General features: G+C 34.0%; 13 protein-coding genes. All 13 read right to left on the bottom strand.

Going from position 1 to position 13525, the window contains the following annotated elements:
* Window positions 1-14 precede the first annotated feature (14 nt).
* The 13 genes from QTL86_RS05920 to QTL86_RS05860 all read right to left on the bottom strand — a co-directional run bounded on the left by QTL86_RS05920 (window position 15) and on the right by QTL86_RS05860 (window position 13522).
* Window positions 15-1496: an acyl-CoA carboxylase subunit beta gene (locus tag QTL86_RS05920; RefSeq protein ID WP_127066786.1), complete on the bottom strand. Its 1482-nt coding sequence runs from the start codon at window positions 1494-1496 to the stop codon at window positions 15-17.
* Window positions 1497-1816: 320 nt separating this feature from the next.
* Complete coding sequence (locus QTL86_RS05915) at window positions 1817-2539, bottom strand: pseudouridine synthase (protein WP_410496751.1); 723 nt, start codon at window positions 2537-2539, stop codon at window positions 1817-1819.
* 16 nt (window positions 2540-2555) lie between these two features.
* Window positions 2556-3704, bottom strand: coding sequence for a D-alanyl-D-alanine carboxypeptidase family protein (locus tag QTL86_RS05910; RefSeq protein WP_410496750.1), 1149 nt, complete (start codon window positions 3702-3704; stop codon window positions 2556-2558).
* 93 nt (window positions 3705-3797) lie between these two features.
* The gene (gene scpB / locus QTL86_RS05905) at window positions 3798-4412 is read right to left on the bottom strand and encodes an SMC-Scp complex subunit ScpB (protein WP_013657276.1); all 615 of its coding nucleotides are present in this window, start codon (window positions 4410-4412) and stop codon (window positions 3798-3800) included.
* Window positions 4393-5163: a segregation and condensation protein A gene (locus QTL86_RS05900; RefSeq protein ID WP_013657277.1), complete on the bottom strand. Its 771-nt coding sequence runs from the start codon at window positions 5161-5163 to the stop codon at window positions 4393-4395. Before QTL86_RS05900 ends, scpB begins: the two co-directional genes overlap by 20 nt.
* Window positions 5164-5286: 123 nt before the next feature.
* Window positions 5287-6477: a D-alanyl-D-alanine carboxypeptidase family protein gene (locus QTL86_RS05895; RefSeq protein WP_127066789.1), complete on the bottom strand. Its 1191-nt coding sequence runs from the start codon at window positions 6475-6477 to the stop codon at window positions 5287-5289.
* Between the two features lie 92 nt (window positions 6478-6569).
* Entirely contained in the window at window positions 6570-7874 is a 1305-nt protein-coding gene (locus tag QTL86_RS05890; protein WP_127066790.1) for a pyrimidine-nucleoside phosphorylase, read from the bottom strand.
* A gap of 23 nt (window positions 7875-7897) precedes the next feature.
* The gene (locus QTL86_RS05885; protein WP_410496748.1) at window positions 7898-9067 is read right to left on the bottom strand and encodes a phosphopentomutase; all 1170 of its coding nucleotides are present in this window, start codon (window positions 9065-9067) and stop codon (window positions 7898-7900) included.
* Window positions 9068-9200: 133 nt separating this feature from the next.
* On the bottom strand, window positions 9201-10091 hold the full coding sequence (gene xerD, locus QTL86_RS05880) for a site-specific tyrosine recombinase XerD (RefSeq protein ID WP_127066792.1): 891 nt from the start codon (window positions 10089-10091) through the stop codon (window positions 9201-9203).
* Window positions 10092-10570: 479 nt separating this feature from the next.
* Entirely contained in the window at window positions 10571-11110 is a 540-nt protein-coding gene (gene pyrR / locus QTL86_RS05875) for a bifunctional pyr operon transcriptional regulator/uracil phosphoribosyltransferase PyrR (protein WP_127066793.1), read from the bottom strand.
* Between the two features lie 235 nt (window positions 11111-11345).
* Window positions 11346-12260 (bottom strand): RluA family pseudouridine synthase, encoded by a 915-nt coding sequence (locus QTL86_RS05870; RefSeq protein WP_410496746.1) that lies wholly within the window; start codon window positions 12258-12260, stop codon window positions 11346-11348.
* The gene (gene lspA / locus QTL86_RS05865) at window positions 12260-12763 is read right to left on the bottom strand and encodes a signal peptidase II (protein WP_127066795.1); all 504 of its coding nucleotides are present in this window, start codon (window positions 12761-12763) and stop codon (window positions 12260-12262) included. The genes QTL86_RS05870 and lspA overlap by 1 nt, the downstream gene beginning before the upstream one ends.
* Before the next feature lie 114 nt (window positions 12764-12877).
* Window positions 12878-13522 (bottom strand): DivIVA domain-containing protein, encoded by a 645-nt coding sequence (locus QTL86_RS05860; RefSeq protein WP_127066796.1) that lies wholly within the window; start codon window positions 13520-13522, stop codon window positions 12878-12880.
* Between the last annotated feature and the right edge of the window lie 3 nt (window positions 13523-13525).

The raw sequence follows: 13525 nt of genomic DNA, 5'->3' as shown, positions 1-13525 counted from the left end.
TGCTTTGCATACCTTTAACGTTCTTTAGTTGCAAGAACTTCCAAAGCAGCAATAATACGTTTACGCGTTGCTGCTGGCTCAATAATATCATCTACTAATCCTCTAGCTGCCGCTGCGTAGGCACTTGCTTGTATTTCATCATATTCTGCAGCTTTTTCAGCAAATGCTTCATTGGATAATGTACCTTCTGCTAATTCTTTTGCATACATAATCTTCATAGCACTTTCTGTATTTAAACTTGCTACTGTTGCAGTTGGCCATGCATAAGTCATATCACACCCTAATGACTTACTATTCATAGCTAAATAACCACTTCCAAAAGCATGATTAAGAATAACATTTACTTTTGGCACACTTGCCTCTGCGAACGCCTTCGTCATCTCACTACATGCTTTAATGATTCCTAACTTTTCTGTTGCAACAGTAGAAGTAAAACCCTCTATATCTGTAAGTGTTATAATCGGTATATTATAGGTGTCACATACTCTAACAAAATGAACTATTTTCTTTACCCCCGAATAATCCATACGAGTATCTGTATTGGCTATAATACCAACCGTTCCACCATCCATACGTGCAAAAGCTGTTAATGCTGTTTTTCCATAAGCTTCATTTAATACGAATAACTCTCCTCCATCTACAATAGAAGTAACAATATCTTTTACTTCTTGTGTTTCAAAATTAAAACCATTAAGACTTGCATCTACGCGGTTAATATCATCTATCACTTCATAAAATGGCCCTTCTTCCCCACTGTTTTGAGGTAAGTAAGAAAGTAAGCGTATAACATCTTCAATTAAAACTTCTTCTTGCTCTTCGATAATGGTAGCAAGTCCACTTTCTTCAAAATGTACTTTAGCTGTTGCAATAGCATCAAAACTAGCTGTTTTATCATCTAAAGTATTAGGACTATTTAAAAAGACACGAGCTGATTTACTGCTCATAAATACAAAATCAGATAAACCTGCAATAAAAGCTGCACCGCCAGCACAATCACCTGCAATAACTGCTATTTGTGGAATAATTTCTGATGCTTCTACCATTTTTTCATAAATCATGCCATAACCTTCTAAAGCATCTACACTTTCTTGTAATCTGACACCTACTGTGTCTAAGAATCCTACTACTGGCGCACCTACTTTTAGGGCTTCTTCGTAAATTCTAACTATTTTTTTTGCATGCATTTCACCTAGTGCACCACCTAAAACGCTTGCATCTTGGCTGTACACATAAACAGGATTACCATTAACTGTCCCATAACCTGTTACAACACCATCAGCAGGTGTTTCATTATTTCTCATGTTAAAAGCAGTACTTCTACTTGTTATGAAAGTACCTACTTCCACAAAGCTATTTTCATCTAGCAATATACTAATACGTTCTCTTGCAGCTAATTTTCCCTGTGCAAGTGCTACTTTTTTAGCTACGTCATTGCTTTTTGTGATTATAGCGGCCCTACGAGATTCTAATTCAGATAATTTTTCTAAAGTGCTCATCTGGTACCCTCCATTGAAAAATTTTTAAAACAAAGTGTAAAAATCGCCATCTTTATTTTACTAAACTGACAATCAACATTCAAGCTAAATATAGAATTTTATAAGTTTTTACTAAAATAATGTAATATTATATTTTTTATCAATAGCAATTTTCAATCAAAAACTATATTTTTAATCGATTTTTTGTAATCTTTACACATCCTTAACAAATTTCTCTGATTATTTACTCCTATATCTTTTTTAGATTTTACTACTCAATAATTTTATAACTAAAACACCAGTATTAGCAGAGAAACAATCTACTGATACTGGTGTTTTAGTTATACTTCTTCTATTATTGCAATACTTTTTAAATAATCTACTTCTTCTTTTGTTAAAGCTCTATATTCTCCCACTTTAAGTGAACCTAGCTGAATACTTCCCACTGACAGCCTTTTTAGTTGTACTACCGGACAGCCTACTGCTTCACACATTTTTCTAATTTGACGATTACGACCTTCATGAATAGTTATCTTAAGCCATGTATGCTTTGCATTTTGTTTTACTACTTCTACTTCAGCCGGATAAGTTTTTCGGTGGTCAATCATAACCCCTTTTCTTAACATATCCAAGCTACGTTCAGTAACTTTTCCACTAAGCTTAACTTCATAAGTTTTATTAACGTGATGCTTTGGATGGGTGAGTCCATAAGTTAAAGCACCATCACTGGTCAATAATAATAGACCTGAGGTATTATAATCCAGTCTCCCCACCGGAAAAATTCTTGTTTTAACACCTTTCATTAAATCCAAAACCGTTGCTCTTTGTTTTTCATCTTGCACTGTTGTTACATATCCTGCCGGCTTATTTAACATATAATAAACATGCTTTTCTTCTAATTGCACACGCTTATGATTATAGTAGACCTCATCATCTTCTTCTACTTGTGTTCCTAAAGTCTGTATGATTTGTCCGTTAACCGATACTTTCCCTTCTAAAATAAGTTCTTCACATTTTCTTCTAGATGCAATGCCACAGCTTGCTAAATATTTTTGTAATCTCATAATACCCCTTCTTTATTTAGTCATTTCCTTTAATCCATTTTTTAATATAATCAAGTAGTGTCGCCTTTGGTACTTCCTCACTTGCTAGAAGTGGTACTTTAGCTAAAGTAACCCCTTCACATATGACTTGTACTTCTCCTATTATATCCCTTTTATGAACGGGTGCTACTAATTGCGTTGGTACTACTTTTTTTATATAAACATTTGCTTTTTCTACCTCTGTTAAGGGAAGTATAATCGTCTCATCACAATCTAAAGACAAACTTTCTATCAGTGCCTTTTCAATTGCAACCTTGGCTATATTTCTTTGTGGCTCAATAAGCGTATATTTTTTATAATACTTAAAGCCATAGTTCATCATGTTAATGACATCTGTATACTTTTGTGTTTTACCAGCTTTTCCCCAACCAGATCCTAAAGCAGCTCCTATGAGTTGCATGTCATTTTTATAAGCTGCACCTACAAAACAATGACCTGCTTTATTAGTAAAGCCTGTTTTAATACCGTTAGCTCCCTCATAAGAATAAAAAAAACGATTCTTATTTTGTAACCCATAAGTATGGCTTCCTTCTGTAGGAATAGTAGGAATTTGAATGGTAGCCGTTGTTATAATCTTAACGAATTCTGGATTTTTTAGTGCATAAGCTCCAATTAAAGTCATATCATAAGCGCTTGCATAATGTCCTTCAGCATCTAAACCATTAGGTGTTTTAAAAGAAGTATGTTCAGCTCCTATCTCTTTAGCTTTCTCGGTCATTTGTTCACAGAATGCTTCTACCGATCCTGCAATATGTTCTGCTACTGCTACTGCTGCATCATTATCAGATTGTAGCATCAAAGCATAGAGCAAATCTCCTAATCTTTGTTTTTCTCCTACCTTTAAATGTAGCTTAACTGGTGGGGCACTACTTGCTCTCTTGGATATTGTTACAACATCTAAGAGATTACCTTTTTCTATAGCAAGGATACAAGTCATTATCTTTGTAGTGCTTGCCATAGCTAAGGGTTCATAACCGTTTTTTTCATATAAGACACGTCCACTTTCTTGTTCGATTAAAACAGCACCCTTAGCACGCACTTTTGGCAGTTCGCTATTTGCATAGCATAGTGAGCTTACTAACATACTGCCTATTAATATAAAAGATAAGATGATTTTCTTTTTCATGCTTTCACTCCTCTAGTTTCATTTAAGCACTCAATGTTGTCTCATTCTAAATCTTCCCTTATATTATAGACTTTATGCATTTTTTAAATAGTGCTATTCCTCAACATCTAAAGCCAAATTTACTTCTTCTTTCATAGCCTCATGATCTTCATAATAACTCATTTCTTCTCTTACTTCTTCTTTAAACTTCTCTAAAAGCTCTTCTTTAATTTTAGGTAGTTCTTCTAAATTTCTAAATCCAAAATGACGTAGGAATTCATTAGTTGTACCAAATAAAATCGGTCTCCCTATAACATTCAATCTTCCAACCTCTTCAATAAGTCCATATTCCATCAACTTACTCATAGCATGCTCACATCGTACACCTCTTATATCCTCAATCTGTGTTCTTGTAATAGGCTGCGAATAAGCAATAATAGCTAGTGTCTCAATCAATGCTTGTGTTAAAAGATTTTTAACCGGCTTCTGTCTATAAAGTTGAATGATTTCTGTGTGCTTAGGTGATGTACACATTTGATAGCCATCATCAACTTCTATAATTTCAATCCCACTATTCGTTTGTCCATAATAATCATTTAAGTGATTAATGGCCATGTGGACCGAAAAAGCTTCTGTATTACAAATTTCACACAATCTTTTTTGTGAGATAATGTCTCCTGCATAAAAAAGCAGGGCTTCAATACTACTTTCAAGCTCTGTCTTCTTCATCCACTATTCCTCCTTTTATAACAATATCACCTGTGGGTTCTTCCTGTAAAACAGTTACTTCTTTCTTATGAATTAGCTCTAATAAAGCCATAAAAGTAACAATAAGTTCTATTTTAGGCATTTCCTTTTTACAAATGGTAAAAAAGGTCGTCTTTCCCTCTAAAGCAATAAGATTACGTATGTAGATACTTTTTTGCTCGATGGTGTAAGTATCCTTCTTTAAAATGTTATGATCAATTTTACGTTCTTCTTTTGTATGTTGTTCCCATTCCTTTTGCTTCATGAGTTGCTCAAAAGTGTCATACAATAATTTTAAACTAACATTTTCTAGAATGGCATCGTAATCAATTGCACTCTCTGGAATATCGATTTCTGCTGGCTTATTTCTAAAACAATACTGACTACTCTCTCCTTGGCATGCATTTAATTTTTCCGATACATATTTTACCTTCTTATATTCTAATAATTTTCGTACGAGTTCTTCTCTTGGGTCTTCTTCTACTTCTTCTCCTGGTTTTGGATGTTTTGGTAAAAGCATGCGTGATTTAATATAAAGCAATGTAGCAGCCATCACAATAAAATCACTCATTTGATCCAATTCAACTTCTTCCGCTTCATCTAAATAGGTCATATACTGATCTGTAATAGAAGATATTTCTATATCATAAATATTCATTTTATTTTTATCTATTAAATAAAGTAATAAATCTAATGGACCTTCAAAATCCTGTAACTTAAACAATACAGCCACTTAAGGAGCCTCCTGTCAACTTTTGTTATATACTAAGTGTAGTCGCTTGTCACTATTTATGCAAGCATTAAATATAGCGTCAGAAAAAGCATAATAAGAGTCACTCTCTTATTATGCTTTTTCTCACTTGGATAATTTAAAAAAGCGTTTACACATATAAGGAACCATCTGTTTAAGTGTAGCCTTCTTAACATCTGTTGCAGATATAAGCTGTCCCTTTCCCACTTCATTTCCATCTAAATAATAGGTCATTTCTCCTACTATAGCCCCTTTAGAAATAGGTGCTATCAGTGGCTCTCTATAATGAGCTTCATAAGTGAGTTCACTATTTGTATTACTCTTAGGTACGACAAAAGCTTTCGTTTCTTTAGTAGCTACATTTATTTTAGAAACATCGCCTTTTTTAATAGGTGTCTCACCTATAATTGTACCAATAGTTGGCCCAACTTTTACTTTGTAATTAGCAAAACCATAGTCTAGAAGCTGCCCTGCTTCTTGAAAACGTGTTTTACCATCTGCAGCACCCATAATAACTGCGATTAATCCCATATTATCTCTTGTTGCAGTAGCACTTACACAATGTTTTGCTTCTGGGGTATAACCCGTTTTTAACCCTGTAATCCCTTTATACCATTTAAGCATTTTATTGGTATTGGATAAACCAAACTCTGACTCTCCTCTTCTTGTTCTATGAGTAATTGTGTCCATCCAAGTTGTTAGCGTTTTGGTGATTTCAGGATGCCCATTTACTAACGCTCTTGACATTAAGGCAATATCCCTTGCCGTTGATACATGTCCTTCAGTATGAAGACCACAAGCATTCTTAAAAACGGTATGGGTCATTCCTAATTCTGCGGCACGTTTATTCATAATCTCCACAAACTGCTCTTCACTTCCAGCAATATATTCACTCATAGCAACAGCAGCATCATTAGCTGAAGCAATACAAATACATTTTACTAAATCACGCACAGTCTGTTCTTCTCCAGGTTCCATAAAGACTTGAGAGCCACCCATATGTGCTGCATGCTCACTAATAGTTACTTTATCTTCCCAGTTAATTTTTCCGGTATCTACTGCTTCATTAATGAGTAACAAGGTCATTACTTTTGTAATGCTCGCCGGTGGTAAAGGCTCATCTGCATTTCGCTCTAACAAAATTTTACCACTCGATTCCTCCATGAGTATATAACTTCTAGCTGTTGCTGCTAAAGTTTGATTGGTATTCTTCTTAGGTGTTGCAGCTGCAAAAACCTGAGAACAACACATGACGATAAGTAATAAAAAGATAACTCCTACACGTTTACTTTTCATAACTGTCCTCCTTATTATCTTTTGTCTGTAGTATTTGTAATTCCATACAATTTATACCTATAGACTTATATAAGAGAACAGTATTGTTATCTTTAATGAATAATATCGTAAATTAAATCCGGTTTCTCTATTTGTTGATCACTTATTTTATAAGCTTTTTCTAAGATTGAAGTTGCTAAATTATATTTTTGTTCATTATTATAATAGATGGTTGCAACTGGTTCATCGACATTTATTTTATCACCTATTTTTTTATGAATAACAATGCCTACTGCTAAATCAATACTACTTTCTTTTGTTTCTCTACCTGCACCTAATACAAGCGCAGCTTTTCCTACTGCTTCTGCATTGATAGCTTCTACATAACCTATTTGATTCAAATAAAAATCTCTATGGTATGGTGCTTGTGGTAAGTAGCTAAAATCGTCTACTGCTCGCTCATCTCCCCCTTGTAACTTAATCCATTCCTTTAACTTATCGATAGCAGCTCCTGTAGATAATAGGTCTTGAATCTGATTTTTAGCAGCTTCCACATCTTTTGCCAAACCGGCTAGCATAAGCATATGGCTAGCTAAGGTAATCGTTAATAAGGTCAAATCTTCAGGTCCTTTACCTCTTAATGTATTAATCGCCTCCATTACTTCTAAGGCATTACCTACTGCATATCCTAATGGCTGATTCATATCAGATACAACAGCCATGGTTTGGCGCCCTACATGATTGCCTATATCTACCATAGCTTTTCCTAATGCTTTTGCATCCTCTAATTTTTTCATAAATGCCCCTGTACCACACTTAACATCTAAACAGATGGCATCTGCTCCAGAAGCAATCTTCTTCGACATAATAGAGCTGGCTATAAGTGACATATTGTCTACAGTTGCTGTTACATCTCTAAGCGCATAAAGTTTCTTGTCTGCAGGCGCTAAATCTCCACTTTGACCAACTACAGCAATATGGTGCGCATTCACATTCTCGAAAAACTGTTCTTCTGTTAACTCTACTTTAAAGCCTTCAAATGATTCCAGTTTATCAATGGTCCCTCCTGTATGCCCAAGACCACGTCCCGACATCTTAGCTACCTTTGCTCCTGCAGCTGCTACAAGAGGTGCTAATACTATCGTTGTTTTATCACCTACACCACCTGTACTATGTTTATCTACCTTAATGCCCTGAATAGGAGATAAATCTATTTGATCTCCACTACTAGCCATAGCCATAGTTAAACACGCTGTTTCTTCTAAAGACATGCCTTGAAAATAAATAGCCATTAATAAAGCTGATACCTGGTAATCTGGAATATCACCTTTTGTATAACCTTGTACTACAAAATCTATTTCTTCTTTTGTTAAAGCCAGCCCTCTTTTTTTGCAATCAATAATGTCATACATTCTCATTTTCTTACTTTCCTCCCATTCTATTACTTATAAACTTCTTTCAAGAAACTTTCACCTATCTTAAGTTGTGGAAGATTAAATAACTCACATAAAGTTTGCCCAATATCCGCAAAACTCTTTCTTGTTCCTAAATTAATACCTTCTTTTATTTGTTTACCAATTACTAAAAGTGGGACATATTCTCTTGTATGGTCAGTTCCTGGTGCCGTCGGGTCACAACCATGATCTGCTGTAATAATAAGTATATCCTCTTCCTTTAAAGCTTCCACTATTTGTGGTAATGCTTTATCAAAGGCTTCTAAACCTTTACCATAACTTGCTGGATCATTACGATGTCCCCATTTCATATCAAAATCAACCAAATTAGTGAAAATAAGGCCTTCTTGATGTTTTGTCATGCATTCTAATGTAACAGCAATACCATCATTATTATCCTTTGTATGAATAGCTTCGGTGATGCCTTGACTATTAAAAATATCTTCAATCTTTCCAACTGCTACCACTGGCACACCACCTTCTTCACAGTAAGATAAAAGGTTAGGTTTTGGTGGACAAATAGCATAGTCTCGTCTGTTAGCTGTACGTGTAAAATGGCCCTCTTCTCCTGTAAATGGTCTTGCAATAACACGCGCAACTTCATGCTTACCTTTTAATAAATTACGTGCAATTTCACACATTTCATATAGCTTTTCTAATGAAATAACAGATTCATGAGCTGCAATTTGAAAAACACTATCTGCTGATGTATAAACAATAGGATATCCTGTTTTTACATGTTCTTCACCCAATTCTTCAATAATAGCTGTACCTGATGCTGTACAATTCCCCAAAGTTCTTCTACCGATTTTTTCTTCAAAGGCTTTCATAATTTCTTCTGGAAAACCATTTGGATAAGTTGGAAATGGTACTTCTGTATAAATACCCACCATTTCCCAATGACCTGTCGTTGTATCTTTTCCTTTAGATAATTCACTCATTCTTGCAAAACTGCCTTTTGGTGATTCATATTTAGGGAGTGCTTTCATCCCTTCTATATTCCCTAATCCATAACTTATCATATGATTTAATTCTAGTCCATTACAATGCTCATACACATGTGCAATTGTATTTACATCTCCATCACCATATTGTTTTGAATCAGGCATTGCTCCCATTCCTACGCTGTCTAAGACTATCCATATTGCTCTTTTCATCTCTTACCTCCTAATTCTTAAGTGATTACTTAAACTTTCCACTATTATCACTTAGCTTCATATTGATTAACCTTTATTGTACCACATTCTGCAAAAAAATTGCACAAAAAAACTAGGAGATTACCTCCTAGTTTCATGCTCTTGGATGTGTTTTATTATACACATCCATTAACTCCTCTGTTTCTTTATTCAGATGCATATAAACTTGTGTAGTTGAAATATCTGAGTGCCCTAGCATTTGCTGCACGGATTTTAAATTAGCACCATTTTGCACTAAATGTGCTGCAAAAGAATGTCTTAACATATGGGGAGTAATCTCACCTTGAATATGTGCAGCATTAGCATAGGTCTTTAAAATCTTCCAAAAACCTTGTCTTGTCATAGGATAGCCATTGCAGTTAACAAATAACGTTTTATCATTTGCACTACGGATTAAAATGTGTCTTACTTCCCCCAAATACATATTTAACGCTGAAATGGCAGATTTACCAATAGGAATGGTTCGTTCTTTTTGAGCATCCCTACATATAATATACCCTTGTTGCAAATTAATATCTGTTGTTTTAAGTGAAATGAGCTCTGATACACGAATCCCTGTAGCATATAGCAGTTCAAGCATGGCTCGATCACGTATTCCTTTAGTATCTTTTTTATTAGGTTGTTCTAATAAAGAGCTAATTTGCTCCTGCGATAAAATACGAGGCGCTTTTTTCTCTATCTTAGGTAAAGCTATTAATCTAGCTGGATTCTCATTTAGCACTTGTTCTTTTACAAGATATTGGCAAAAGGCACGAATAGATGCAAGAGTACGGGAAATAGTTGCAGTTGATTTCTCTTTATCTTTCATATGCTCTAAATAGACTTTAATTTGCTGATCTGTCAAAGACTGAATCTCTATTTTCCCCTGTTCTTCAACATAACGTTCAAAATATCTCAAATCTCTTTCATAAGATTGCACCGTATTATCTGAAGCACGCTTAATATGCTTTAAATAATACAAAAATGATGTAATATACTCCTCCATAGCAATTCCCCTTTAACACAACATATTCTCATGCTTATAGTATTTTATTCCATTATAACCAAAATGACATTTGATGTCTATATTATTTCATTTTTATGTATAATTTTGTACTTTCTAAAATAATTATACCAGATAATAATGCCTTAATTAAAAGATTTTATTCACCTTTTTTTTATTTTCTCCTAAAACAAAAAGGCTTATACCTTTTTTAAATAGAAAGTATAAGTCCTTTATCATGCAGTTGTATACGTATTAAATATCTGTTGAGAAATCTTATTAGTAACAACCCTAAAAAGTGCTGCAATACGTAAAATTCCTGGGCTATAAACTTCTGTAGCAGCAGTCCTCCTGTATTTTCTCCATAAGTTGTAATAGCTAGTCCACCAAGTAAACCTGCTATTACAACTGCTAAATCATCTCAAAACAAGGCTAAAAGATTTTTTTACCGCTCCTTCATCTTTGCATGCCTCTTTCCCTTCTTAACCTTTACTTACTAAACGTACAACACTTTCTGAGTCCACTTCTTTTAAACGTACTTGGACAATTTCCTTTTTGGAAGTCGGAATGTTTTTTCCAACAAAATCAGGTCTAATAGGAAGCTCCCTATGTCCACGATCAATGAGTGTAGCTAATTTAATAAAGCTTGGTCTTCCTATATCCATCAAAGCATCCATTGCTGCACGTACAGTTCTTCCAGTAAAAATAACGTCATCTACTAAAATGACCCCTTTTCCATTAATATCTGAAGTAATTGAATGTGCTTCAGTAAACGGTTGGTCAAATTTCTTTTCTAAATCATCTCTATAAAAAGTAATATTAATACTCTCCACAGGCACTTCACTATTTTCAATAGATTTAATCTTATTTGATAAGATTCTGGCAAGAGGTACTCCTCTTGTTTCTATACCTATTAAAATCAAGTCTTTAGCACCTTTATTGGCTTCTATAATTTCATGAGCAATTCGTGTTACAGCACGATTCATTGCTGCCTCATCCATTAAAACTTTTATTTCATCCATATAAAAATCCATCCTTTTATCCGTTATTATTTCAATAAAATAATCTCATTATTCCTGTATCTTTGGTCGCTTAAACTAAAGCATTCACATTTCTAGATAAATAATAAAGAGACCTTTTATCGAAAGGTCTCTGAGTATTACACATGAATTGCCCATCTAATATGGCCTTATTTCTTTTGTGTATCCTTATTAGCCTCACGTGCTACTTTAAAGGAATATGATTTGACTTATTTTCTCATAATTTTCTTAGTTTGTCAATTACTCGTACAAAGTAGTCTGGTAACTCACTTTCAAAATACATTTTTTTATGAGTAATAGGGTGCGTAAACCCTATTACTTTTGCATGAAGCATCTGCTTATTAATACCAAAGCTCATTTTTGTAGGGCCATATACAGGATCTCCCAAGAGTGGGTGACCTATATGCTTCATATGAACACGTATTTGATGAGTCCTACCCGTATGAAGTGTAAGCTCAATATAAGTAAATTGTTTAAACCGTTCAAGTACTTTATAATCCGTCTTGGCATACCGTCCATCACGTACTATGGCCATTTTTTTTCGATCTTGCGTTGAACGTCCAATAGGTTCTTCAATTGTTCCCTCATCCTCTTTAAAACCACCATAAACAATAGCATGATACTTTCTAGTAATGTGATGGTCTTTTAGTAATTCTGACAATCCTAAATGGGCCTTATCATTTTTTGCAATCATCAGTAATCCAGAAGTATCCTTATCGATACGATGTACAATACCTGGTCTAATTTCTCCATTTATTCCAGACAATTTATCTTTACAGTGGTAAAGTAAACCATTAACTAACGTACCAGAATAGTTACCTGGAGCTGGATGAACAACCATATCCTGAGGCTTATTGACAATCATTAAATCATCATCTTCATAAACAATTTCAATATCAATTGGCTCTGGTATAATATCTACCTCTATAGGATCTGGTATAGTCATTATAATATGATCATCTGCTTTAACTTGATACTTGCTATTAATCACTTTTTGATTAACTAGAATACCACCTTTTTCTATTTGTTTTTGTATAAAGGAACGCGTATATTCAGGAAACACTTCTGCTAAATATTTATCTACTCTTCCTTTTGCTTCACTATTTACAATATGCTCAATCTTTTCTGCCATTAATTTATTTCCTCTTCAACATTTTCCTTCTCTATATTTGCCTTTTTTTCTTCTAAGTCTCCAAACAACAGAACAATCATTAGTAGGGCTACTCCTACTACTACAAACATATCTGCCACATTAAAAACGGGAAAATTAATAAGAATAAAATATATAAAATCACGCACATAACCTAAAAACAATCTATCAATCAAATTCCCAATTGCACCACTAATAATTAAAACAAAGGCAACTCTTCCCCAATTTCCCCATTTTGATTTTGGGAGCTGTCTGATATATATGAGCATCCCTATAATAATAATACTTGTTATGATAATAAGAAATCCCTGTTTACCACTTAATATTCCCCAAGCTGCTCCTTCATTTTTCACATAATGGAAATGAAATACATTTTCCCATATTTTAATGTCTTCTTGATTCATTAATGTAGACACAGCCCAAATCTTTGTTAACTGATCTATTCCCACTAGGGCTATTATAATAAGTGTTATTGCAACTATCATACTTTCCTCCTTAGCCTACTAGAAAAAAACGTGCTCATCAAGCACGTTTTTATGTAGTCATTTAAATATACAGCATTCATCTATTTAGTATATCACTCTTTACAATAATCATACTTATTTATTCAGTAAAGAGGATATTTCTTCATCTGACACAGGAATATATTCCTTCGTAAAATACTCTTCTTCTGTTGCCTCTGTTTGAGGTACTTCTACACTTGCTACGGTCTCTTTTTCAATAGCAGCAAAAGCTTGTACTAAATCATCTTGAGCAATAGTTGCTCTAGCATCACCTTGTTCCAATAATTCCATCTGTGATTGAAGTAGTTGTTTAAACTGTGCTTTATAAGATAAGTATTGCCTCTTAATATCTTCAACTTTTTGACTTAATTCAAAAGCTTCTTGCCTACCTTGCTCCACAATTCTGGCAACGCGTTCCTCAGCCAAACTAGTCATCTTTTCAGCTCTTTGTTCAGCTTCTTTTTTAATTTCTTCTGCTTTTTCATAAGCTGCACTTTTTGTATCTTGTGCTGTTTTATCTGCTAAAACAAGTACATTTTGTATCGTAGATTCCATAGTACGATAATATTGTACACTTTCATTTAAAGCATTGATCTTATCCTTTAGGGCATAGTTTTCATTAATTACCTCTTGATAACTTTTTAATATTTCATCAAGAAAGTCATTAACTTCTTCAATATGATAGCCACCTATTTTACTTTTTCTAAATTCCTTGTTTTGAATGTCAACTGGTGATAACATGTT

The sequence above is a fragment of the Cellulosilyticum sp. ST5 genome (genome assembly GCF_046529625.1).
In the GTDB taxonomy this organism is placed as follows: Bacteria; Bacillota; Clostridia; order Lachnospirales; family Cellulosilyticaceae; genus Cellulosilyticum; species Cellulosilyticum lentocellum.
The sequence above is the reverse complement of the archived record's forward strand: the minus strand, read 5'-3'. Positions and strand labels throughout refer to the sequence as shown.